Source organism: Hafnia sp. CBA7124 (assembly GCF_002355555.1).
GTDB classification, from domain to species: Bacteria; Pseudomonadota; Gammaproteobacteria; order Enterobacterales; family Enterobacteriaceae; genus Hafnia; species Hafnia alvei.
The window spans coordinates 3786169-3810779 of the sequence record NZ_AP017469.1 but is presented as its reverse complement, the minus strand read 5'-3'; the positions used below and the strand labels follow the sequence as shown (position 1 = coordinate 3810779).

At 51.0% G+C, this 24611-nt stretch carries 23 protein-coding genes; 12 read left to right on the top strand and 11 right to left on the bottom strand.

Annotated elements, in window-relative coordinates; translation table 11 throughout:
* Window positions 1-2: 2 nt before the first annotated feature.
* Both kdsD and CPY98_RS17420 read right to left on the bottom strand, forming a co-directional pair.
* Window positions 3-989 (bottom strand): arabinose-5-phosphate isomerase KdsD, encoded by a 987-nt coding sequence (gene kdsD / locus CPY98_RS17425; RefSeq protein WP_025801127.1) that lies wholly within the window; start codon window positions 987-989, stop codon window positions 3-5.
* Between the two features lie 75 nt (window positions 990-1064).
* A complete protein-coding gene (locus CPY98_RS17420; protein ID WP_043489284.1) occupies window positions 1065-2048 on the bottom strand; it encodes a calcium/sodium antiporter in 984 nt (327 codons plus the stop codon).
* Between the two features lie 542 nt (window positions 2049-2590).
* On the opposite strand from CPY98_RS17420, the gene mlaF reads away from it, so the two are divergent.
* The 7 genes from mlaF to murA all read left to right on the top strand — a co-directional run bounded on the left by mlaF (window position 2591) and on the right by murA (window position 7494).
* On the top strand, window positions 2591-3421 hold the full coding sequence (gene mlaF / locus CPY98_RS17415; protein WP_025801129.1) for a phospholipid ABC transporter ATP-binding protein MlaF: 831 nt from the start codon (window positions 2591-2593) through the stop codon (window positions 3419-3421).
* A gap of 4 nt (window positions 3422-3425) precedes the next feature.
* Window positions 3426-4208, top strand: coding sequence for a lipid asymmetry maintenance ABC transporter permease subunit MlaE (gene mlaE / locus CPY98_RS17410; RefSeq protein ID WP_025801130.1), 783 nt, complete (start codon window positions 3426-3428; stop codon window positions 4206-4208).
* Between the two features lie 4 nt (window positions 4209-4212).
* Window positions 4213-4752 (top strand): outer membrane lipid asymmetry maintenance protein MlaD, encoded by a 540-nt coding sequence (gene mlaD / locus CPY98_RS17405; protein WP_025801131.1) that lies wholly within the window; start codon window positions 4213-4215, stop codon window positions 4750-4752.
* Window positions 4753-4769: 17 nt separating this feature from the next.
* On the top strand, window positions 4770-5411 hold the full coding sequence (mlaC, locus tag CPY98_RS17400) for a phospholipid-binding protein MlaC (RefSeq protein ID WP_025801132.1): 642 nt from the start codon (window positions 4770-4772) through the stop codon (window positions 5409-5411).
* Entirely contained in the window at window positions 5411-5725 is a 315-nt protein-coding gene (mlaB, locus tag CPY98_RS17395; RefSeq protein ID WP_025801133.1) for a lipid asymmetry maintenance protein MlaB, read from the top strand. The genes mlaC and mlaB overlap by 1 nt, the downstream gene beginning before the upstream one ends.
* 188 nt (window positions 5726-5913) lie before the next feature.
* Window positions 5914-6168, top strand: coding sequence for a BolA family iron metabolism protein IbaG (gene ibaG / locus CPY98_RS17390; RefSeq protein WP_008815209.1), 255 nt, complete (start codon window positions 5914-5916; stop codon window positions 6166-6168).
* Between the two features lie 66 nt (window positions 6169-6234).
* Complete coding sequence (gene murA, locus CPY98_RS17385; RefSeq protein WP_025801134.1) at window positions 6235-7494, top strand: UDP-N-acetylglucosamine 1-carboxyvinyltransferase; 1260 nt, start codon at window positions 6235-6237, stop codon at window positions 7492-7494.
* 80 nt (window positions 7495-7574) lie between these two features.
* Here the strand turns inward: murA and degS are convergent, their stop codons facing one another.
* From degS to zapG, 3 genes are all read right to left on the bottom strand, one after another.
* Window positions 7575-8651 (bottom strand): outer membrane-stress sensor serine endopeptidase DegS, encoded by a 1077-nt coding sequence (gene degS, locus CPY98_RS17380; protein WP_025801135.1) that lies wholly within the window; start codon window positions 8649-8651, stop codon window positions 7575-7577.
* Window positions 8652-8773: 122 nt separating this feature from the next.
* Window positions 8774-10102: a Do family serine endopeptidase gene (locus CPY98_RS17375; protein WP_046448696.1), complete on the bottom strand. Its 1329-nt coding sequence runs from the start codon at window positions 10100-10102 to the stop codon at window positions 8774-8776.
* A 209-nt stretch (window positions 10103-10311) separates the two neighbouring features.
* On the bottom strand, window positions 10312-10707 hold the full coding sequence (gene zapG, locus CPY98_RS17370) for a Z-ring associated protein ZapG (protein ID WP_040047155.1): 396 nt from the start codon (window positions 10705-10707) through the stop codon (window positions 10312-10314).
* 409 nt (window positions 10708-11116) lie between these two features.
* Between zapG and zapE the strand changes: the two genes are divergently transcribed.
* The 5 genes from zapE to sspB all read left to right on the top strand — a co-directional run bounded on the left by zapE (window position 11117) and on the right by sspB (window position 14881).
* Window positions 11117-12265 carry a cell division protein ZapE gene (gene zapE, locus CPY98_RS17365; RefSeq protein WP_096388503.1) on the top strand — a complete coding sequence of 383 codons (1149 nt, stop codon included), beginning with the start codon at window positions 11117-11119 and terminating at the stop codon, window positions 12263-12265.
* Window positions 12266-12556: 291 nt separating this feature from the next.
* Window positions 12557-12985: a 50S ribosomal protein L13 gene (rplM, locus tag CPY98_RS17360; protein ID WP_004091281.1), complete on the top strand. Its 429-nt coding sequence runs from the start codon at window positions 12557-12559 to the stop codon at window positions 12983-12985.
* A gap of 15 nt (window positions 12986-13000) precedes the next feature.
* Complete coding sequence (rpsI, locus tag CPY98_RS17355) at window positions 13001-13393, top strand: 30S ribosomal protein S9 (RefSeq protein WP_025801139.1); 393 nt, start codon at window positions 13001-13003, stop codon at window positions 13391-13393.
* 346 nt (window positions 13394-13739) lie between these two features.
* Window positions 13740-14381, top strand: a complete 642-nt coding sequence (sspA, locus tag CPY98_RS17350; protein WP_004091284.1) for a stringent starvation protein SspA — start codon at window positions 13740-13742, stop codon at window positions 14379-14381.
* 2 nt (window positions 14382-14383) lie between these two features.
* Entirely contained in the window at window positions 14384-14881 is a 498-nt protein-coding gene (sspB, locus tag CPY98_RS17345) for a ClpXP protease specificity-enhancing factor (RefSeq protein WP_040047157.1), read from the top strand.
* A gap of 96 nt (window positions 14882-14977) precedes the next feature.
* Here sspB and CPY98_RS17340 read toward each other — a convergent pair whose 3' ends face one another.
* From CPY98_RS17340 to gltB, 6 genes are all read right to left on the bottom strand, one after another.
* Window positions 14978-15859, bottom strand: coding sequence for a MurR/RpiR family transcriptional regulator (locus tag CPY98_RS17340; RefSeq protein WP_096388502.1), 882 nt, complete (start codon window positions 15857-15859; stop codon window positions 14978-14980).
* A 175-nt stretch (window positions 15860-16034) separates the two neighbouring features.
* A complete protein-coding gene (gene nanQ, locus CPY98_RS17335) occupies window positions 16035-16505 on the bottom strand; it encodes an N-acetylneuraminate anomerase (protein WP_096388501.1) in 471 nt (156 codons plus the stop codon).
* Window positions 16506-16520: 15 nt separating this feature from the next.
* Entirely contained in the window at window positions 16521-17402 is an 882-nt protein-coding gene (locus CPY98_RS17330; RefSeq protein WP_096388500.1) for an N-acetylmannosamine kinase, read from the bottom strand.
* A gap of 12 nt (window positions 17403-17414) precedes the next feature.
* Window positions 17415-18095 (bottom strand): N-acetylmannosamine-6-phosphate 2-epimerase, encoded by a 681-nt coding sequence (locus CPY98_RS17325; protein ID WP_096388499.1) that lies wholly within the window; start codon window positions 18093-18095, stop codon window positions 17415-17417.
* 182 nt (window positions 18096-18277) lie between these two features.
* Window positions 18278-19696 carry a glutamate synthase small subunit gene (locus CPY98_RS17320; RefSeq protein WP_043489295.1) on the bottom strand — a complete coding sequence of 473 codons (1419 nt, stop codon included), beginning with the start codon at window positions 19694-19696 and terminating at the stop codon, window positions 18278-18280.
* 14 nt (window positions 19697-19710) lie between these two features.
* Window positions 19711-24168, bottom strand: a complete 4458-nt coding sequence (gltB, locus tag CPY98_RS17315) for a glutamate synthase large subunit (RefSeq protein WP_096388498.1) — start codon at window positions 24166-24168, stop codon at window positions 19711-19713.
* Window positions 24169-24611: the final 443 nt, after the last annotated feature.

The window sequence follows — 24611 nt, the reverse complement described above, 5'->3', positions numbered from 1 at the left end:
TCTTAAACCACGCCAGCGCGCAGCATATCATGCATATGAACGACGCCGATCAGTTGATCGCCGTCGGCAACCAACAACGACGTGATATGACGAGCCTGCATCAAGTTTAATGCATCGACCGCTAAGGCATTTGGACGAATACGAATCCCGCCAGATGTCATCACGTCGGCAATTTTCGCATTGTTTAAATCAACACCCAAATCAAAAATCCGGCGCAGGTCACCATCGGTGAAAATCCCTTCGATTTTCATCAAATCATCACAGATAACGGTTAACCCAAGGTTTTTACGCGTAATCTCTAACAGTGCGTCGCGCAGTGAAGCATCGCGGCTGACGTGTGGTAATTCGCTACCGGTGTGCATGATGTCGCTGACGCGCAGCAACAATTTACGGCCCAATGCGCCGCCAGGGTGCGAAAGTGCAAAATCCTCAGCGGTGAAACCGCGCGCCTGTAGCAGAGCAACGGCCAGCGCATCGCCCATCACCAGCGTTGCGGTCGTGCTGGTGGTTGGGGCTAATCCTAACGGACAGGCTTCCTGTGGGACTTTAACGCACAAATGGATATCTGAAGCTTTACCCATTGAACTTTCTGGATTATTGGTCATGCAGATAAGCTTAACTTTTTGGCGTTTTAGAACTGGAATCAGCGCCTGGATCTCGTGAGATTCGCCAGAGTTTGAAATCGCCAGCACGATATCATGGGAGGTGACCATGCCGAGATCGCCGTGGCTAGCTTCGCCAGGATGTACAAAGAACGCGGGGGTTCCTGTACTGGCAAGCGTAGCGGCAATTTTGCGGCCAATATGACCGGATTTGCCCATGCCCATCACGACAACTTTTCCTATGCAGGAAAGAATCGCCTCGCAGGCGTGGGTGAAGTCCTGATTAATATATTGATCTAGCTGTGCCAGCCCTTCGCGTTCAGTCTGAAGAACCTGCTTTCCCACATGCTGGAAATCAAATCCCGGCTGTAAATCCAAATGTGACATGTTTTTTTCTCACTCGATTCAGCGGTTTAATCGGCGGTACGTTTAATGAATCGGTACTCACCGTCTCGTACTTATTTAATCCATACCCATCGGCTGATGTATGAATAGCATCACCACGTAGGCTGCAAATCCGCAAAGCAGTAGCGCTCCGGCCGTTCGTCCAATTTTGTGTTTTCGCCTGATACACAGGGCAGTCAGCACCACGCTCACGCCAAGCATGACCCAGTAGTCGCGGCTAAAGGCGCTGGGATCAAATTGGGTATCCCCTTGTGATATGAGGGCTGGAACACCAAGTACAATCAAAATATTGAAAATATTGGAGCCAATAATATTACCCAACACGATATCGTGCTCACCTTTTATCGCTCCTGCGATGGACGTTGCCAATTCTGGCAGGCTAGTGCCAATGGCAATAATGGTTAGGCCAATCACCAATTCACTGACGCCGAAATAACGGGCGATTACCGTTGAGTTATCAACGATTATCTTGGCCGACAGCGGCAAAATAATCAGCCCCAAAGCAATCCATAATAAAGCCACGGTATTGCTGGTATCCTTGGGAAGTTCTGCCATTTGCTCGTCGGTGAGCGGATCGTTACCGTCGCGCATCGCCAGCCGCGCCATCTTTAACATCAGCCACATAAAAGCCGCAAAGGCGAGAATCAAAATAACGCCGTCTACGCGCGTTAGCTGATTGTCATAAAGGACAAACCCGCACAAAATTGTGACGCCTAACATTAACGGCAGTTCGCGCCTGAGAATATCAGACCGAACTGAAAGTGGGCGTAATATCGCGGCGCTGCCTAAAATAAGTAAGATATTCGCGATGTTTGAGCCAATGACTGTACCGACAGCGGTGTTTATTTGATTATTCATTACCGCGGTGAGGGAAACCGTCAGCTCGGGCAGGGATGTGCCTATCCCCACGATGGTCATCCCAATAATCATCGGCGGGACGCCGAATGAGCGTGCTATAGCTGCGGCACCGTAAACTAAGCGGTCTGCGCCATAAACTAATAGTATTAAACCAACGATCAACAATAGGGTGGCGAGCAGCATGCAGAGTCCTTTGTTGGGTATAATCCAGCGTTTGCAGTTTCTATACCCGTCATACCTGACGTTGCCCCTGTGTTGGCTGCATTCGGGATCCTCTCTCTTGCCGCCTTGATGCAACGCCAATTATTTTGGGTATAGTAAAAAACGTTAAGCGAAAAAATGATTTCCGAAGATCTGGCTTATCAAATGGGGCGGAAATTCTTGAAAATGAACTACCGATGTAGCGTTAAGCCATAACTATCGTGAATCTTAACAATTCTGACTGCCGGAGAGGGAAAAGTAAAACCCATGGCACCTTTAGCCAGAAAAACATGAGAATTATTTGTCAGAATGAGCCGGATAAGTCTGGTTTAAGCGCCGTAATCGCAAAATTGTTATAAATATAGCCAAAGTATTGGCGCGGTATTGGGTCAGAACGTGAGAGAATCCCGATCTTTGAAATACCGTTTGGAACGCGTGTGCTGTGAAATCTAATGCAGCCTCATGGATGAGGGCGAAAATCGCCATAAATCAGTGCCATAAAGATGACTAAGAGAATCTTGCTCATGAATCAACAGGCAACAAATTTGGTGGAAATCAACGGCATGAGTTTTAGCCGTGGTAACCGGCAAATTTTTACCGATATTACGATGACCGTCCCGAAAGGAAAAATCACTGCCATCATGGGGCCTTCGGGGATCGGTAAAACCACGCTACTGCGTTTGATTGGCGGGCAGATCCGCCCAGATAAAGGTGAAATTTGGTTCGATGGGCAAAATATCCCATCGCTTTCGCGTCATAAGCTGTTTGAAGCTCGCAAAAAAATGAGCATGCTATTTCAATCAGGCGCGTTGTTTACCGATCTGACCGTATTCGATAACGTGGCGTTTCCGCTGCGTGAACATACCCAACTGCCAGAATCGTTAATCCGCACGACGGTATTGATGAAATTAGAGGCGGTCGGGCTGCGTGGTGCCGGCGGTTTAATGCCGTCAGAGCTTTCTGGCGGGATGGCGCGGCGCGCGGCGCTGGCACGTGCCATCGCACTTGATCCTGAAATGATTTTGTTTGATGAGCCTTTTGTTGGGCAAGATCCAATAACAATGGGCGTTTTGGTCAAATTGATTGATGAGCTAAATCACTCGCTGGGTATTACCTGCGTGGTGGTGTCGCACGACGTGCCTGAGGTATTGAGTATTGCGGATTACGCTTATATTGTGGCGGATCAGCGCGTAGTTGCGCAGGGCGGTTCAGCGGAGCTCAGCGGCAATAGCGATCCGCGAGTCCGACAGTTCCTTGACGGCATCGCGGACGGACCCGTGCCATTCCGCTATCCGGCTGGCGATTATCGTTCCGCGCTGCTTGGATTAGCCCCATTAGGATCAGGGAGTAAGTGATCTCATGCTGTTAAATGCGTTGGCGTCGTTTGGACGCCGAGGAATCAACGTCTGTGCTTCATTTGGGCGCGCAGGCTTGATGATGTTTAATGCCTTGATAGGTAAACCAGAATTTGCCAAACAATGGCCGCTGCTGCGTAAACAGCTGTATAGCGTTGGCGTGCAGTCTCTGCTGATCATCGTGGTTTCTGGTTTGTTTATCGGCATGGTGCTCGGTTTACAGGGCTATCTGATTTTAACCACCTACAGCGCTGAGGCGAGTCTTGGCATGATGGTGGCGTTGTCGCTGCTGCGTGAACTGGGCCCGGTTGTCACCGCGTTGCTGTTTGCGGGCCGAGCCGGTTCTGCGGTGACGGCTGAAATAGGTCTGATGAAAGCCACAGAACAGATCTCCAGCATGGAGATGATGGCCGTCGATCCGCTACGCCGCATCGTGGCACCACGCTTTTGGGCTGGCCTTATCAGTATGCCTTTGTTGACGGCGATCTTTGTCGCTGTGGGTATCTGGGGCGGATCTGTAGTGGGCGTCGATTGGAAAAGCATTGATAGCGGTTTCTTCTGGTCAGCGATGCAGGGCTCGGTCGATTTCCATACGGATTTAGTCAACTGCATGATTAAGAGCGTGGTGTTTGCCATTACAATCATGTGGATTGCCTTGTTCAACGGATATGATGCGATACCCACTTCTGAAGGGATTAGTCGCGCGACCACGCGCACCGTCGTGCATTCGTCACTGGCGGTCTTGGGATTAGATTTTGTGCTGACAGCACTGATGTTTGGGAACTGATGCAATGCAAACGAAAAAAAGTGAAATTTGGGTTGGCGTATTCATGCTTATCGCGCTGTGTGCGGTAGTATTCCTGTGCTTGCAGGTTGCAAACGTTAAATCGCTGGGCAATGAGCCAACCTATCGTATCTATGCGACATTCGATAACATCGGTGGTTTGAAAGCACGTTCGCCAATCAAAATCGGCGGCGTTGTGATTGGACGCGTTGCGGATATTACCTTAGATCCTAAAACGTATCTGCCTCGCGTCGCGATGGATATCGACGAGCAGTATAACCAGATCCCAGATACCAGCTCATTGGCTATTCGCACGTCAGGGCTGCTGGGTGAGCAATTCCTCGCATTAAACGTGGGCTTTGAAGATCCTGAAATGGGAACGTCTATCCTTAAAGATGGCGGCACCATTCAAGACACCAAATCGGCGATGGTATTGGAAGATTTGATTGGCCAGTTCTTATATAAGAGCGGCAACGATGACGCCAACAAGAAAGACAGCGCTTCGGGCGACGCATCTGCGCCTGCTGAAGCTCCGGCAGCACATTAATTTAAGGGGATTTATTCATGTTTAAACGTATGTTAATGGTGGCACTGCTGGCGGTAGCCCCACTGGTACCCACACTGGCAAATGCTGCCGTCGATCAGACAAACCCTTACAAGCTGATGGATGCCGCAGCCAAGCAAACTTTTGATCGTCTTAAAAACGAACAGCCTAAAATCAAGCAGGATCCTAACTATCTGCGCACCATCGTGCATGAAGAGCTGATGCCGTATGTGCAGGTCAAATACGCAGGCGCGCTGGTGCTAGGTCAGTATTACCGTGGCGCGACACCTGCACAGCGTGACGCTTACTTCAAGGCTTTCCAGTCATACTTAGAACAGGCTTATGGTCAGGCTCTGGCAATGTATCATGGCCAGACCTACAACATTGCGCCAGAGCGTGATTTGGGCGATGCGACCATCGTACCTATTCGCGTCACTATCATTGACCCGCAGGGGCGCCCTCCGGTTCGTCTGGATTTCCAGTGGCGTAAAAACAGCCAAACGGGCAACTGGCAGGCGTTTGATATGATCGCTGAAGGCGTCAGCATGATCACCACCAAACAAAATGAGTGGGCATCTATTCTGCGTCAGAACGGCGTTGATGGTTTAACCAAACAGCTGATCTCATCTGCGCAACAGCCGATTACGCTGGATCAAAAATAATGACGCCGAATGTCCTGCAATGGCGTAGCGAAGAAGATACGCTCAAGCTGATTGGTATTCTCGATCGAGATTCACTCATGAGTTTTTGGGACGATCGCCACACGTTGCTTGAAGGTAAGAAACGTCTGGATTTAAGCGAGTTGGCGCGTGTGGATTCTGCGGGCCTCGCCATGCTGGTTCACGTGCAAAACACGCCTGCGAGCGGTGCTTCCCAGATTGTGATTACCGGTGTGAGCGAGCGTCTACGCACGCTGATTGCGCTCTATAACCTCAATGACATCCTGATCGCTGAAGGGGCTGAATTAGCCTCCTAACCCAGTGCAATAATTAGGATTATTTCTAAAGCCCTCGATAACGATGCTATCGGGGGCTTTTCTTTGTTTAAGATAGAGCATATTTACTCTAATATGGGCGGCTTAGTCCTTTTGGCTGCAAAGAGCATTTATGCCAATAATGCCAAAACGATGTTCATATTTTTTCTTTATTCAATGATTGAGCGCCCATGGACAACAACGAAATTAAAGATGTGTTGATGAACGCATTATCCCTGCAGGAAGCCCATGTAACCGGTGACGGCAGCCACTTTCAGGTGATTGTTGTCGGCGAACAGTTTGCTGGTATGAGCCGTGTTAAAAAACAACAGACGGTGTATGCACCTCTGATGGAATACATTGCAGATAACAGAATTCACGCACTGTCGATCAAGGCTTTCACTCCTGAAGAATGGCAGCGCGATCGCAAGCTTAATGCGTTGTGATCCCAATACTCGCTATTACCGTTCGCGGTGATGGTTGTTTCAAATATTTAACTGAGATCGGTAATAATGGATAAATTTCGTGTGCAGGGGCCCACTCGCCTAAGCGGCGAGGTCACCATTTCTGGTGCAAAAAATGCAGCCCTGCCAATTCTTTTCGCCGCGTTGCTGGCGGAAGAGCCTGTAGAAATTCAAAACGTGCCGAAGTTGAAAGACATCGACACCACGATGAAACTGTTAAGCCAGTTAGGTGTTCGCGTTGAGCGTAATGGTTCGGTTCACGTTGATGCAAGCAACGTAAATGAGCTGTGTGCTCCTTACGATCTGGTGAAAACCATGCGTGCGTCTATTTGGGCGTTGGGCCCACTGGTTGCTCGCTTTGGCTATGGTCAGGTTTCCTTGCCGGGTGGTTGCGCGATTGGCGCTCGCCCCGTTGATTTGCACATCACCGGTTTAGAACAGCTGGGTGCAGAAATCAAACTGGAAGAAGGCTACGTGAAAGCTTCCGTTGATGGTCGCTTGAAAGGCGCGCATATCGTTATGGATAAGGTGAGCGTTGGCGCTACCGTAACCATCATGAGTGCAGCTACGCTGGCTGAAGGCACAACGATTATTGAAAACGCCGCGCGTGAGCCGGAAATCGTGGATACCGCGAACTTCCTGAACACCTTAGGGGCAAAAATTTCAGGCGCGGGTTCAGACCGTATCACTATCGAAGGTGTTGCGCGCTTGGGCGGCGGTGTTTATCGCGTGCTGCCAGATCGCATCGAAACCGGTACTTTCCTGATCGCCGCTGCGGTTACACGCGGCAAGATTATCTGCCGTAATACTCGTCCTGATACGCTGGATGCCGTGTTGGCAAAACTGCGTGAAGCGGGTGCAGATATTGAAACTGGCGAAGACTGGATTTCCTTAGATATGCACGGTGAGCGTCCAAAAGCCGTTACCGTTCGTACTGCTCCGCATCCTGGTTTCCCAACCGATATGCAGGCTCAGTTCAGCTTGCTGAATCTGGTGGCTGAAGGTACTGGTGTTATCACCGAAACTATCTTCGAAAACCGCTTCATGCATATCCCTGAGCTTATCCGTATGGGTGCTCATGCTGAAATCGAAGGTAATACTGCGATCTGCTACGGCGTTGAAAAACTGTCTGGTGCGCAGGTAATGGCCACTGACCTGCGTGCGTCTGCAAGTTTGGTTATTGCTGGCTGCGTTGCGGAAGGTACAACTATCGTCGATCGTATTTACCACATCGACCGTGGTTATGACCGCATCGAGAACAAGTTAAGCGCCTTAGGCGCAAATATCGAGCGCGTTAAAGGCGAGTAATTTAGCCTAAGCTTGAAAACAAAAACGCCATCCTTCGATGGCGTTTTTTTATGGCATTTTTTCGCTGTGGTGTAAGGTTATCAATCGACGTTTGGAAACTCTTCGATGGTCACACTTAGCGTCATACGTTCACCGTTACGCATAATAATTACTGGTACTACCGTTCCAGGGCGAATTTCAGCCACCTGATCCATGGTTTCGGCTGCGCTGACCGCAGGTTTTCCATCGACGTTGAGCACGATATCGCCCGGCTGGATCCCTGCGTTAGCCGCAGGGCCGTTAGCGGCCACGTCACGCACGATAATACCCTGAATACGCTCCATCGCATTCGCCTGCGGCTGATTGCGCGCCGGTGCAATTTCTCTGCCGCTCACGCCGATAAAGCCACGAATAACGCGTCCATCGCGAATCAGCTTGGCCATGATCTTGGTCGAAAGGGCGGTTGGAATGGCAAAACCAATGCCTTCAGGCGTTTCGCCGTCGTTGCTCTTATCAAGCGATAGGGTATTGATTCCCACCAACTCACCCAGCGTGTTCACTAATGCGCCGCCTGAGTTACCGTGGTTGATTGAGGCGTCGGTTTGTAAGAAGTTCTGATGTCCATAGGTGCTTAACCCTACACGACCGGTAGCGCTGATAATCCCTTGGGTTGTGGTTTGCCCAATGTTATAGGGGTTACCGATAGCCAGTACCACGTCGCCAATGTGAGGAACGCGTTTTGGGTTGATGGTGATAACGGGCAGATTAGTCGCCTGAATTTTCAGTACGGCCAAATCGGTGAGCGTGTCTGAACCGGCGAGCATAGCTTCAAAAACGCGACCATCTTGTAGCGCGACTACGATTTGGTCTGCGCCGCTGACAACATGTTTATTGGTGAGTATGTAGCCTCGGCTATCCATGATAACGCCAGAGCCTAGAGTTTTGATTGCTAAGCCATTGTTGCCTTGACCGCTATTATTCATGCTGCCGTTGTAAACGTTAACGACGGCGGGTGCAGCTCGTTTCACCGCAGAATTGTAGCTAATAGGTGCTTCTTCGAATGAGGCTGCTTTAAATAGCGAAAAAAGCCCTACCGGACGCAGTGATGGCACCGCAATCAGCAAAATGATGGCTACCACAAGCCCCAGAAAAACTGAGCGTAATATCTTAGTAAACATGAAGTTTCTGAAAGGGTAAGAAAAGATAGGCGAAGAATAACAGAGAAAATCGGGCACGGCACACGCCTATGCCCGATTTTTGTGCAGTTTTTGTTTAAATCACTCTTTTAGTGAAGCCGCATTTAGCGAATCAGCAAATACAGGCTTTCACCGTTGCGCAATAAGTGCAGCGCAATAACCGGTGGATTTGCCGCCAGTGCCTTACGCAAAGAGGCGATATCACGAATACGCTCGCTGTTGATACCGATGATCAGGTCGCCTTTATGCATGCCCATTTGTGCAGCAACAGAGCCTTTGGCAACGTCATCAATTTTAATGCCCGGTGTGCCTTTCACATCACCATCGCTCAGCGTTGCACCTTGCAGTGAAGGGCTGATGTTTTCTGCTTGAGTGGTGGTAACACCGCTATTTTCCAGCGTAACGGGAACGGTTAATGGCTTGCCGTTGCGAAGTAAACCGAGCTTTAGCACGGTACCCGGAGCGGCAGAGCCAATTTTGGCGCGCAGCTCGGCGAAGCTGCTGAGTGGGTTGCCATCCAGTGCGGTAATGACGTCGCCTGCTTTAATCCCCGCTTTCGCCGCGGCAGAGTTTGGCAATACTTCGTTCACGAAAGCACCGCGTTGTGCGTCAAGCTTGAAGGCCTGCGCGAGGTCAGCCGTCATTTCCCGACCGCGAATACCGAGAACGCCGCGTTTAACTTCGCCGTATTTGATCAGTTGAGCGCTGAGGCTTTGCGCCATGTTACTTGGGATCGCAAAGCCGATACCGATATTCCCGCCGCCCGGAGCCAAGATCGCGGTGTTAATGCCAATCAGCTCGCCGTTGAGGTTAATCAGGGCACCACCGGAGTTACCGCGGTTGATGGCAGCATCTGTTTGAATAAAGTTTTCCAGACCTTCGAGATTTAACCCGCTGCGACCCAATGCAGAAATAATGCCTGAGGTGGCCGTTTGCCCAATGCCAAATGGATTACCCACGGCAACGGCAAAATCACCCACGCGCAGTTTGTCTGAGTCTGCGATTTTTATCGCCGTCAGGTTTTTCGCATCGGTGAGCTGAATTAACGCGATATCCGATTGTTCGTCACGGCCAATCAGCTTAGCGGCGTATTCGCGTCCATCGTTGAGCTGCACTTTGATGGTAGTCGCATTGCTGATAACGTGGTTATTGGTCAGCACATAGCCTTTGGCTGCATCAATAATGACACCTGAACCTAAGCCCTCAAACTGACGTTCCCCACCTTTGGCCGCCGGCGTTGGTTTGGCATTTTGCATCCCTTCAACGTGAACGCTTACCACGGCTGGCAGCACTTTTTCCAACATCGGCGCTAAGCTTGGTACGCTTTGTCCAGCAACGATGGGTGGTAAAGCGGCATTCGCAAACGGTGCGGATAACATTGTTAAGCCCATGCTTAAAGCAAGCGCACTGAGCAATAAAGATTTTTTCTTCATCATGGAATGTTTTCTCATGGTCTTCAAAAGGGTCAATGTGTCTTGGGCAAATTAATCCGGTGTGCTACTCAGAACGAACAGCGCGCATTAAGTTCCATATTATTCAGAATAACAAAGTGGGGATTAAGAAGAGTAATTAAAAGAGGTGGCTGTTAGAAAAAACAGCCACCGAAGTGCCTTATACCCGTGAATTATTTTGGGTATATTTCTTATTTGTCGCGGCGTTCGGCGCGCAGTAATCCAGATGCACCATCGGAGTAATCACGAGGTGGGAACTCAACTGGAGCCTGATCGTTGTCCGCTTCGGTCAAGCGGTAACGGAAAGGGTTATCCTGCGGCGGCATATCTGGCAGCAGATTGTTTGAGCTTTTCGCCATGTGCTGATACAGCTGGCGATAGTCGCTTGCCATGTTATCAAGTAACTCGGCGCTGTGAGCAAAGTGGCTCACCAGTTCTTGGCGATATTGCTCCAACTCGTTTTTACTTTTTTCGAGCTCGTTTTGCAGCACCTGCTGCTGGCGGAGTTTTCGGTTGCCGAAACGCATCGCTATCGCACCAATCACGATACCGACGACTAAACCAATAAGCGCATACTCCCAGGTCATGATGACTCCTATCTGTATATAGAATGTGCTTGCGTTAGCTATTTTACTTAGTAGGGATTCAACGACATATCCTACACATAAGCACACTATAACCGTTAACCTTACCTGAGTGGAATCCTGAAGGTGCATTGCTGAGAGATTTACGGGCAAAAACAATTGTCGATACAAGACAAAAGTCAGTTAACAGGCGACAATCAGCCGCTAAGCTGCGCGAAAAGTCGCGTTTAAGATTTTTAAAATTCTTTATACCCGTCATACTTCAAGCCGCATTTTTGTTGGCTACATTCGCGCATCCGAATCACTTACTGATGTAAGCTCATCGGGATGAGCTCACTTGCCGCCGCAATGCAATTTGAATTATTTTGGGTATATAACTAATGATAAAAATTGAGTAGGGATCCTGTACCTAATGCCACCAAATCGCACAACGTCCGTGCTGACGCCAACCATGCTCTACCAGCAGGCGCTCGATGCCGGAGACTATCAACCCGACGCCGTGCAGCGGCAAACCGTCGAGGCTTTAACCGTCATTCAGCAAGCGCTTATCGAGAGAGAACGGTCTACACCCGTCGCTGAGAGTCGAGGATTACGCGGGCGTTTGCAGAGCCTGTTGGGAAAACCTGCCGCCAAGCCGCAGGAGCCAGTGCAAGGTCTGTATATGTGGGGCGGCGTTGGTCGGGGCAAAACATGGCTAATGGATCTGTTTTTCCACAGCATTCCCAGCGAGCGGAAGCTGCGTTTGCATTTCCACCGCTTTATGCTGCGGGTACAAGAAGAGCTGGTTGCGCTGCAAGGGCAAGAAAACCCATTAGAAATCATTGCTGATGGCTTTAAAAAAGAAGCGGATGTACTGTGCTTTGATGAGTTTTTTGTGTCAGATATCACGGATGCCATGCTGCTAGGCACGCTGTTGCAAGCCCTATTCGCCCGAGGCATTACGCTGGTTTCTACCTCAAATATTCCTCCTGATAACCTTTATCATAATGGCTTGCAGCGCGCCCGCTTTCTGCCCGCTATCGATCTGATTAAACGCTATTGCACCGTAATGAATGTGGATGCGGGTATCGATTATCGTCTGCGTACGTTGACGCAGGCAGGGCTGTATTTCACGCCGATGACCACCGAAACGCGGCAGCGCATGGATGAAATGTTTGCCAAATTAGCGGGCAGCGTGGGGGAGATTAACCCCGTGTTAGAGATCAACCATCGGCCACTGCCTGCGCTGTGCAGCTCGGGTGGCGTATTAGCCGTTGAGTTCGCAGTTCTGTGCGAGGAGGCGCGTAGCCAGCTTGATTACATTGCGCTTTCGCGACGCTACCACACCGTGTTTTTGCATCACGTCAAGAAGATGGATACGCTGAATGAAAATACGGCGCGCCGCTTTCTTGCACTAGTGGATGAGTTTTATGAGCGTCATGTAAAACTGATCATCAGCGCGGAGCTGTCGATGTTCGAAATTTATCAGGGCGATCATTTGAAGTTTGAATATCAGCGCTGCTTGTCTCGTTTACAGGAGATGCAAAGCGAAGATTATTTGCGCTTGGAGCATTTGCCGTAACGTTTTGTTTAAAAAACACTCGCATCCGGTGCCGCTGTCTACCGGATGCAATCACAAAATCAATTTTAGCCCGAAAAATTATTCGATCTTTAGATTCTACTTCTCTATAATCTTGCGACCCCACGTTACAACGAAGTTTTTTTTCCCAAAAACTTTATGTGCCGGCATTGGCTATTCGAAGGGGTAGGTTTGCTGGACGATGGTCGTGTGAGCCTCTAATACATTTACTTTTTTAAACAGGTAAGCGTTTGGGTGTTCACCAACGTGTAACTTAAATTGGGTAAGCTTTTAATGAAAACTTTTACAGCTAAGCCAGAAACCGTAAAACGTGACTGGTACGTAGTTGATGCAGACGGCAAGACTCTGGGCCGTTTGGCTACTGAACTGGCTCGTCGCCTGCGTGGCAAGCATAAAGCGGAATACACTCCGCACGTTGATACTGGTGATTACATCATCGTTCTGAACGCAGAAAAAGTTGCTGTAACTGGCAACAAGCGTTCTGACAAGATCTATTACCATCACACCGGCCACATCGGTGGTATCAAACAAGCGACCTTTGAAGAGATGATTGCTCGCCACCCTGAGCGTGTCATTGAGATCGCGGTTAAAGGCATGCTGCCGAAGGGCCCGCTGGGTCGTGCTATGTACCGTAAACTGAAAGTTTACGCTGGTAACGAGCACAATCACGCGGCACAGCAACCGCAAGTTCTTGACATTTAATCGGGATTATAGGCAATGGCTGAAACTCAATACTACGGCACTGGTCGCCGCAAAAGCTCCGCCGCTCGCGTGTTTATCAAACCGGGCAGTGGTAAAATCGTAATCAACCAACGTTCTCTGGAACAGTACTTCGGTCGTGAAACTGCCCGCATGGTAGTTCGTCAGCCGCTGGAATTGGTTGATATGGTTGAGAAATTCGATCTGTACATCACCGTTAAAGGTGGTGGTACTTCTGGTCAGGCTGGTGCGATCCGTCATGGTATCACCCGCGCTCTGATGGAGTACGACGAGTCCCTGCGTGGCGAACTGCGTAAAGCTGGCTTCGTTACTCGTGATGCTCGTGAAGTTGAACGTAAGAAAGTCGGTCTGCGTAAAGCACGTCGTCGTCCTCAGTTCTCCAAACGTTAATGTTTTTCTGCTTCGGCAGAGCATTAATAGTAAAAGCCCGGCTTGCCGGGCTTTTTTGTATCTGTAAACAGTCAAAAAACACGGAAATTTACGTGTCGTAAACTTATTACGCCATGAAATAACCATCGCTTCCCCACAACACCGTCAAATTCTGTTAAACTATCTCCCACTTTTGCGCCCTGTTATCCGTACAATTGTTGAGCAATAGAGGCACTAAATAATCTAACCTGTTATTTATGCTTCATTTTATGGCTTATACGGCTGTCAGGAGTGACAACAAATATCTGGATAGCGCTGCCCGATGGCGGCTATTCATACCGTTTTCTAGATAAACTTGGAGGTTTTCATGGCTGTCGCTGCCAACAAACGTTCGGTAATGACGCTGTTTTCCGGCCCGACCGACATCTTTAGCCATCAAGTACGTATCGTACTGGCCGAAAAGGGTGTCAGCGTCGAGATTGAGCAGGTTGAGATGGATAACCTGCCGCAGGATCTGATTGACCTCAACCCGTACCGCACAGTACCGACGTTGGTTGACCGTGAGCTGACTCTGTATGAATCCCGTATCATCATGGAATATCTGGACGAGCGTTTCCCGCATCCACCATTGATGCCAGTTTATCCAGTTGCCCGTGGTGAAAGCCGTCTGATGATGCATCGCATCGAAAACGACTGGTATTCACTGCTGCACAAAATTGAAAAGGGTACTGCTCAGGAAGCTGACAACGCGCGCAAACAGCTGCGTGAAGAGCTGCTGGCTATCGCGCCTGTCTTTACTCAGAAGCCATTCTTCATGAGCGACGAGTTCAGCTTGGTTGACTGCTATCTGGCACCGCTGTTATGGCGTTTGCCGGTTCTAGGCATTGAATTGTCTGGCGCGGGTTCTAAAGAACTGAAAATCTACATGACTCGCGTCTTTGAGCGTGATGCATTCTTGGCTTCTATGACTGAAGCTGAGCGTGAAATGCGTCTGCATACCCGAGGCTAATCATGGAATTGTCTCAAATGTCGCCACGCCGCCCTTTCTTGCTGCGTGCCTTCTATGAGTGGTTGCTTGATAACCAGCTTACGCCTCACTTGGTGGTGGATGTTAACCGCCATGGCGTGATGGTGCCGATGGAGTTTGCGCGCGATGGTCAAATCGTATTGAACATTGCACCGCGTGCCGTGGGTAATCTTGAGCTGGGCGATGATGCCGTTCGCTTCAATGCGCGTTTTGGTGGCGTTCCTCGTAACGTCTACGTGCCTATCTCCGCAGTCATGGCGATTTACTCGCGTGAGAACGGGGCTGGTACGATGTTTGAGCCTGAGCCTGCTTACGAAAACGAAATGCCGTTGATGTCGGTAGAAGACGATGAAACGACAAGCGAGCCGAGCATGACGGTGATTGATGGCAATTTGCCAGACGTTCCCGTTGAGTCTGATGACGATGGCGATGAGCCAACGCCGCCGCCTCGCGGACGACCTTCATTGCGCGTTGTTAAATAGCAACGTGAATCTAGGTTGTTAAGTCAGTAAAAAGCCAGTCATATGACTGGCTTTTTTGTATCTGAAATCAGGCAAAACAGTGGCGCTTTCGAGGGATTATTTGGTTATATCCAAGGCTCTCATGGTGCGCAGTTTAGTTTCTCTCGCTTGCTCCGGTGCGGCCTGAACCAGCAAGGTGTACAGCAAATCTAAAACGAACAGCTGTGCCGTTTTGGTTCCAATCGAGTCCCCCTGCAACGTGCCTTGCCGATTGCCGTTGATAAGGCTGAAATCTGCCACCTCGCTCAATGGAGAGCCTAAATTATGCGTTAGTGCAACGGTGGTAGCTCCGGCCTGTTTCGCTAACGTGAGCGCATGCACCGTTTCTGGCGAACTGCCCGAGTGGCTGATGGCAATTGCAACATCGCCAGCGTTGAGCAGCGTAGCCTGCATATACATAAAATGATTATTGGTCACGGCATCAACCCGCAGCCCAATGCGCATGAGTTTATGCTTCATATCTTCGGCGGTAATGCCGGAGGATCCCACGCCAAAAATATAAACCGACTGGCTGTTTCTCAGCACCTCAACCACCTGACTGACCTGATGCAGGTCTAACAGGTTGAGCGTTTCTGACAATACGTTGTTGATCGTATTTTGGAGTTTTAAGCCAATGGTGTGAGCATCGTCGATATTTCCAATTTCGGCATCGAGCAACGGTGCATTGATTTCAGGTTCTGCGGTGGCCAACTCGATAGCCAAATCCATTTTGAAATCTTGAAAACCTTTATAACCCAGCGTCCGGCATAAACGGATCACGGAGGCTTCTCCCGCCTGCGTTTCTCGGGAAAGCTCGGCAATGGAAAGCTGCGTGACGCGATGAGGGGTACGAAGAATGTACTGCGCAATGCGTTGGGCAACACGAGTCAGGCTGTTTTGCATCGCACCTAAGGTGTCGAGGATTTTCCCCGGTTTAAGGCGAGGGGCTTGAGGCTGCATAATTTCCCTGTTTCCACCTGATTAAGGCGATCGTGGCTGCGGAGAGTTGATGTCATAGAGCGTAGCAAGTGTGGGATGTTAAAAAAAGCGCGATGTACACATAGGGGGTATATATACATCACGCGGTCAAAGAGAAACAGTCGTCTTACTGCATGGTTATTATTATTTGGAAATCTCAGTGGGTGAGACAGCGTTGCCGCACTTTGATCACCGCTTTTTTTATTGTCTGTGATTGAGTTGCGATGCACCCCGGCTTATGCGGTTCGCCGGGCAGAAACACCGCAAACATGCCCGCTTGCATGTGAATCGTTTGGCGCGGTTCAACTTTACTGCACAGCTGATAGTCATCGTCTTCATGATAAGTATCGAGCTCTTGCCCTGAATCGGCGGGGCCAAAATCGATACGTTCATTCCCGCTAAGCAGGATTTGAATATCAGCATAGTCGCGGTGTTGTTCGTAACGCTTGCTTTGTGCATCGGCGGTTTCAAAGGCCATCACATTGATAAAGATATCGTCGCCGTCGATTTCATAGCGTCCGGGCTCTAGCGTTTCGGGCGCTAAAGCTAATGCTTGTTTGACGATCGCCCGTAGTGCGGCGGGGAGATCGGCCTGTTGGTCAATATCGGTTATTTTTCCCAAAATCATAAAGCCATCCTTTTATTATTTATTCTGGTTCTGTTCGGCAGCAAATAACGCGGCGCCAATCAGTCCTGCATCATGTTTGTAGTGGGCAGCAAACACAGGGATATGAAACGGCGACGGTAATAAAGCAAGGCCGTCCTCGACCTGCTGACGATAGTCCTGTGCCAAACCAACGCTGCCGCCTAAAACCACGCATTCCGTATCTAAAATAGCTTTAAGATTGGCGATCAACTGGCAAAGAGCCTGAGCTGAATGGGTAATCAGCCGTTTGGCTTGGAGGTTGCCGTTTTGCGCGGCGCTAAAAATCTGCCGTGCATCTTTTCCCTGCAATTCATTTTGAGCCGCAGCGGCAATGGCGCGTCCTGAAGCAATAGACTCCACGCAGCCGGTGCGACCACATCCGCAGCGAGGCCCGTTTGGATCGGCCTGCGTGTGACCGATGTGTCCTGCAAATGCGTGCGGCCCGGTGAGGAGCTGACCGTTGATAATCACGCCGCCGCCGACGCCGGTGGAAACCGTAATAAAAGTGATGTGCTTAAATCGGTCCGCCAGATAGTGATATTCAGCCCATGCGGCGGCCTGCGCATCGTTTAATACCGTGCAGGGAAGTGCGGTTAATCGCTGTAGGATTTGCTGCAGTGGAAACTGATTGAGCCCACCGAGATTGTCGGGGTTAAGTGCTGTGAGTATGCCTTGATCAATGATGCCGGTTGAGGCCACAGCGACACACTGTGCCTTACCCTGATAAGGTGCTACCAGCTGCGCTAACGCCTCCTCCAGAGCCAGTGGCGATGAACTGGCTGGCGTCGCGATTTCAAGACGTTGCGATATCTGGCGGTTTGCCTCAATAAGTGCTGCGGCCAGTTTGGTTCCACCAATATCAATGGCGAGTATGTTCATCGTGCGCTCCGTCTAGCGTTTAACGGCGTGGCTAAACCATTGGCAGATATGCTCAATACGCGTAATGGCTGAGCCTACGGTGACAGCCCATGCCCCGTGCTCGATGGCTTTACCGGCAAGAGCAGGGGAGTTGTAACGCCCCTCGGCGATCACCCGACAGCCTGCATGGCTGAGTTCTGACACCATAGCCAAATCCGGCTCTTCCGGTGTGAACGGGCCGGTATAGCCAGACAGCGTGGTGCCAATAAACTCAACGCCTTTTTGCTGGCAGTTGAGCCCTTCCTCTACGGTTGAGCTGTCTGCCATCGCTAATAGACCATGCTGGTGGATGCGTGCAATGAGCGCGTCAATATCAACCGGACGTGAACGGAAAGTGGCATCAAAGGCGATGATATCGGCTCCGGCCTCTGCCAGCGTATCGACGTCTTCGAGAAAAGGGGTAATGCGCACCGGTGAGTCGATGAGATCGCGCTTAACGATCCCGATGATCGGTACGGCGATATGCGGGCGCACGGCTTTCAGATTTTCAATTCCTTCAATGCGTATGGCAACCGCGCCCGCTGATACGGCGGCTTGTGCCATGGCCGCGACGATCTCTGGGCGATCCATTGGGCTGTTGGGCACTGGCTGGCAAGAAACAATCAATCCGCCCTGATCGCGTACGCATTGTTCTAAATCGGTTAAGAGTGACATTCTGCTCCATCCTGAAATTTTTATTGAAGTTAAACTCCAAAATACAATATGAGATGGCGCCATACGGCTTCAAGCAAAAGGTGACTAAAACGTGAACAGTGTCATAAAGCGGAGGGCTGCGAGAGTAAAAAACGGAGCCGAAGCTCCGTTTTAGTTATGGGAAATTATGCGCTGATGAAGTTCTACACCTCTAAATAGCTCATGATCCCTTCAGCTGCTTTACGGCCTTCCGCAATGGCGGTGACCACTAAGTCAGAGCCACGAACCGCATCGCCACCGGCAAAGATTTTCGGATTGCTGGTCTGGAAGGCGTTATTGCTGCCTTCTGGTGCCACGATGCGCCCCTGTTTATCCAGAACCACATCATGTTCTGCCAGCCAGCTCATAGCGTGAGGACGGAAACCAAATGCCATCACTACGGCATCCGCATCCAGTACGTGCTCAGAGCCCGCGATGGGCTGTGCGACACGGCGACCGGCAGCATCCGGTGCGCCTAGTTCAGTACGCACCATTTTCACCCCACAGACGCGGCCAGCGCCGTTAAGCTCAACGCTTAACGGTTGCAGATTGAACATGAACTCCACGCCTTCTTCTCGCGCATTTTTTACTTCGCGCTTCGAGCCCGGCATGTTTTCTTCATCGCGACGGTAGGCACAGGAAACCTGTGTTGCGCCTTGACGAATAGACGTGCGCACGCAGTCCATCGCCGTATCGCCGCCACCGAGCACGACCACGCGCTTGCCTTCCATGCTAACGTAAGGCTCTTCTTCCGTAGCGGCGTAACCCATAAGCTGCTTGGTATTCGCAATCAGGAACGGTAGTGCATCGAATACGCCGCTGGCGTCTTCGTTCTCCAGACCGCCACGCATCGATTGATAGGTACCCACGCCCAGGAAAACGGCATCGTATTCATTGAGTAAGTCGCTAATCTGCACGTCTTTACCCACTTCCGTGTTCAAGCGGAACTCGATACCCATGCCGCTGAAGATTTCACGACGCTTGGTCATCACCTCTTTTTCCAGCTTGAAGGCCGGAATACCAAAGGTGAGCAGGCCACCGATTTCTGGATGACGATCGAACACCACCGCCTGAACGCCGTTGCGAGCGAGGACATCAGCACAGGCCAGCCCAGCAGGACCTGCGCCAATCACGGCAACGCGCTTGCCGGTTGGCTGCACGTGCGACATATCGGGCTTCCAGCCCATCGCTAAGGCTTTGTCATTGATATAACGCTCAATGTTGCCGATGGTCACTGCGCCAAACTCGTCGTTTAAGGTGCATGAACCTTCACACAAACGATCTTGCGGACAAACGCGACCGCATACTTCAGGCAGGCTGTTGGTTTGGTGCGCCAGATCGGCGGCTTCCATAATCCGTCCTTCATTCGCCAGCTTCAGCCAGTTTGGAATGTAGTTATGGACTGGACACTTCCACTCACAGTACGGGTTGCCGCATGATAGGCAACGATCGGCCTGCGATTTCGCCTGTGTCTCAGAAAAGGGTTCGTAGATTTCGACGAACTCGATCTTACGGATCTTGAGCGGTTTCTTAGGCGGATCTACGCGCTGTAGGTCAATAAATTGATAAACGTTCTGGCTCATATTCTTCTCCGCCCTTACTGCGCCTGTACCCGCAGCTCAGCTGCGGAACGGCTACGGTGACCTAACAGTGCTTTTACATCGCTGGATTTTGGTTTGATCAAAGCAAACTTTGGTGCCCATTCAGGCCAGTGTGCCAAGATCTCTTCACCACGACTCGAGCCGGTCAGTTGCACATGCTCGGTGATTAAACCGCGCAGATGCTCTTCGTGGATTGCCAGCTGTTCCATACTCAGCACTTCAACCAGTTCTGGGTTAACGCGTTTGCGGAATTCGCCGTCTTCATCCAGCACGTAAGCGAATCCACCGGTCATGCCTGCGCCGAAGTTGATACCGGTGCGGCCCATGACGCAGACGATCCCGCCGGTCATATATTCGCAGCCGTTATCGCCGATACCTTCAACCACGGTAATAGCACCGGAGTTTCGCACCGCAAAACGCTCACCGGCGCGGCCTGCTGCAAACAGCTTGCCACCGGTTGCGCCATACAGGCAGGTGTTGCCAATAATGCTGGCCTCATGGCTACGGAAGGCGGAGCCCACCGGAGGACGAACTACGATCTTGCCGCCCGCCATGCCTTTACCAACGTAGTCATTGGCGTCGCCTGTTAACGTTAGCTCTACGCCACCGGCGTTCCACACACCGAAGCTTTGACCGGCGGTGCCGGTGAACTGCGCTTTGATCGGATCGCTTGCCAGTCCTTGATCGCCATGTTGTTCCGCAATGGCACCAGACAGCGATGCGCCAACGGAGCGGTCGGTATTGCGGATATCAAAGAAAACGGTTTTGCTTTGTTTGGCTTCGATATTAGCCTGTACCTGCGCCAGCAGTTCTTTGTTGAGCAAGCCCTTATCAAACGATGGATTACTTTCGGTGCAGTACACTGCTTTACCCGGTTTAGGCTCTGCCGTTTTCAGCAGCGCGGACAGATCCAGCTTGTTTTGCTTGGCGGTGAAACCGTCGAGCTCAAGCAGCAGATCGGTACGGCCAATCAGATCGACTAAACGAGTGACCCCCAGCTCAGCCATCAGCTCACGGGTTTCGCGGGCGATGAACTGGAAGTAGTTCGCTACGCGCTCTGGCAAACCATGGAAGTGGTTGCGACGTAGTTTTTCATCCTGAGTTGCCACGCCGGTTGCGCAGTTGTTGAGATGGCAAATACGCAGGTATTTGCAGCCCAGCGCCACCATCGGCCCTGTACCAAAGCCGAAGCTTTCTGCGCCTAAAATTGCGGCCTTGATAATATCGACGCCGGTTTTTAACCCGCCGTCGACCTGCAAACGAATTTTATGACGCAGGCCGTTGGCCACTAACGCCTGTTGAGTTTCAACCAGCCCCAGTTCCCACGGACAGCCAGCATATTTCACCGACGATAACGGACTTGCGCCCGTACCGCCGTCGTAGCCCGCGATGGTGATGAGATCCGCATAGGCTTTGGCAACGCCGGTAGCGATAGTGCCAACGCCCGGTTCAGACACCAGTTTGACGGAAATCAGCGCCTTTGGATTCACCTGTTTTAAGTCGAAAATCAACTGGGCCAAATCTTCGATAGAGTAAATATCATGATGCGGCGGTGGTGAAATCAACGTCACGCCGGGAACCGAATAGCGCAGTTTGGCGATGTACGGCGTCACTTTGTCGCCCGGTAACTGACCACCTTCGCCCGGTTTTGCACCCTGAGCGACTTTGATCTGAATCACGTCGGCGTTGACCAAATAAGCAGGGGTGACGCCAAAGCGGCCTGAAGCCACCTGTTTGATGCGGGAAACTTTATTGGTTTTGTAACGCGCAGGATCTTCGCCGCCTTCACCGGAGTTAGAAAAACCGCCTAAGCCATTCATGGCTTCAGCCAGCGCTTCATGGGCTTCTGGGCTCAGTGCGCCGATAGACATGGCTGCGGTATCAAAACGTTTAAATAGCTCATTGGCAGGCTCAACGCTTTCGACGGGAACCGCATCACCTTTCGGTGTGATTTTCAGCAGATCGCGCAGCGTGGATACCGGACGTTCGTTAACCAACTTGGCATATTTTTGGTAATCGCTGTACTCACCGCTTTGTACCGCCGCTTGCAACGTGTTCACCACATCAGGGTTGTACATGTGGTATTCGCCGTCATGAACGAATTTCAGCAGTCCGCCCTGATCCAACGGCTTGCGTTTCAGCCATGCGCGTTTAGACAGGTTTTGCAGATCCTGCTGGAAATCGCTGAATCCGGCACCACCGATGCGGCTAACCACGCCAGGGAAGCACAGGGTGCTAACATCACGATGTAAGCCTACGGCTTCAAACAGCTTAGAACAGCGATAAGAGGCGATCGTGGAGATCCCCATTTTTGACATGATCTTGTACAGACCTTTGTTGATGCCGTTGCGGTAGTTCAGCATTACGTCACGATATTTTTTATCGATAGCGTGGGAGTCTGCCAGCTTAGCCAACGTCTCATAGGCTAAGTAAGGATAGATAGCCGTGGCACCAAAGCCCAATAGAACGGCAAAGTGGTGCGGGTCGCGTGCGCTGGCGGTTTCAACAATGATGTTGGCATCGCAGCGTAGATTTTTTTCGACCAAACGCTGTTGGATAGAACCTACCGCCATCGGTGCGGGTACTGGCAAGCGTTCTGCGCTGATATTTCTGTCTGATAGCACCAGCAGTACGGCACCGTGACGAACTTTTTGCTCGGCCTCTTCGCAGAGTGCATGAATCGCCTGTTGCAAATCGGTTTGCTGCGGGTCGAAGGTGAGATCAAGCGTATCGGCGCGATAGTGTTCGCTATCCTGCGTAGTGAGCTGGGTAAAGTCAGAGTACAGCAGGATCGGCGATTTGAAGTTCAAGCGGTGTGCCTGACCTTCCGCTTCGCTGAACACGTTCATTTCGCGGCCAATGCTGGTGGACAGCGACATTACATGCGCTTCACGCAGCGGATCGATTGGCGGGTTGGTTACCTGCGCAAACTGCTGACGGAAATAGTCATAGATGATGCGCGGGCGGCTCGAGAGCACGGCAAACGGGGTATCATCGCCCATCGAGCCGGTGGCTTCTTGTCCGTTTTCGCCCAGCACGCGCAGGATTTGATCTAATTCTTCACTGCTATAGCCAAACTGTTTTTGGAACGTCAGCAGCTCATCGTCGCTCAGTTCACGTTTGCCGACCTGATCGTCAGGCAGATCTTCAAACGGCACGAGGCGTTTAACGTTGCGCTCCATCCACTCTTTGTACGGATGGCGGCTTTTTAAATCATCATCGGTTTCGGCTGAATGCAGAATGCGTCCGCTACGGGTGTCGATCACCATCAGCTCGCCGGGGCCAACGCGGCCTTTTTCCAGCACTTCATCCGGCTGATAATCCCAGATCCCCACTTCAGACGCGCAGGTGATGAGTTTATCTTTGGTGATGACATAGCGAGCAGGGCGCAGGCCGTTACGATCGAGGTTGCAGGCGGCAAAGCGGCCGTCGGACATCACGATACCGGCAGGGCCATCCCACGGCTCCATGTGCATGGAGTTGAAGTCGAAAAAGGCGCGCAGATCGGCATCCATATCGGGGTTGTTCTGCCATGCCGGTGGAACCAGCAGGCGCATGGAGCGCACGATATCCATCCCACCGCTGAGCAGCAGTTCGAGCATATTATCCAGCGAACTGGAGTCCGAGCCGGTTTCATTGACGAAAGGCGCAGCGTCCTGAAGATCTGGGATCAGCGGCGTTTTAAATTTATAGGTTCTGGCGCGCGCCCATTGGCGGTTGCCGGTGATGGTGTTGATTTCACCGTTGTGAGCCAGATAGCGGAACGGCTGAGCCAGTGGCCAGCGCGGAACGGTATTGGTGGAGAAGCGTTGGTGGAACAGACAAATCGCCGATTCTAAACGCAGGTCAGCCAAATCGAGGTAGAAGCGTGGCAGGTCGGCGGGCATGCACAGCCCTTTATAGATCGTCACCAGATTAGACAGGCTACAAACGTAGAAATCTTTATCTTCAATACGCTTTTCAATGCGGCGACGAGCCACAAACAGACGGCGTTCCATATCGCGTGGACGCCAGCCCGCAGGCGCGTTAACAAATATCTGTTCGATGCGAGGCATGGAGGAAAGGGCGATTTCGCCTAACACATCCTCGTTGATAGGAACTTCACGCCAGCCGATAACCGACAGCGTTTCATTTTGCAGTTCTTCTTCAACAATCCGGCGGCTGGCACGGGCTTCGCTTTCGTCTTGGCTGAGAAAGATCATGCCGACGGCGTAGTTTTTGGCTAAACGCCAGCCGCGCTCTTCAGCCACCATGCGGAAGAAGCGATCGGGTTTTTGCAGCAGCAGACCGCATCCGTCACCGGTTTTGCCATCTGCCAAAATCGCGCCACGGTGTTGCATACGTGCGAGCGCATGGATCGCGGTACGGACAACTTTATGGCTTGGCTCACCTTCTATATGGGCGATCAGACCGAAACCACAGTTGTCCTTTTCAAGGGATGCATCGTACAACATATCAGTGAACCTCCCCAGGCTCTGCATTACTAACCATCTTTACTGCGAGTGGGATAGTGCATAACCATTCGGCACGCGCATCCGCCTCGGCTATTGTTCGCTTGGGATAAGCCCGCAAGCACTCAACAGCGTGTTTCGAGGGAGTCGTAAATGACTGCATAAAAATGACGAGACGTTAGCCCGTCTAGAAAAAATCGTTAAAAAAACATTTAGCTTCCAGCGGTCTTTCAACTTATCTAGAAAGAGTACGTAGGTCAAATGTGGGGATGCTCACACTTTAGAAGATGTGATTCTCATTCAATTACATGATTTTAAAATGAAAATTAGGTGTTTTTACTGTTTCTGGAAGTCAAGCTAGTCCTAGAAAAATGTGAGCTGACTCACTGTAGTGCAAGGCTATTATTTATGCACCGTGCTAGAGCAATTCACTTTAATAGTGAATT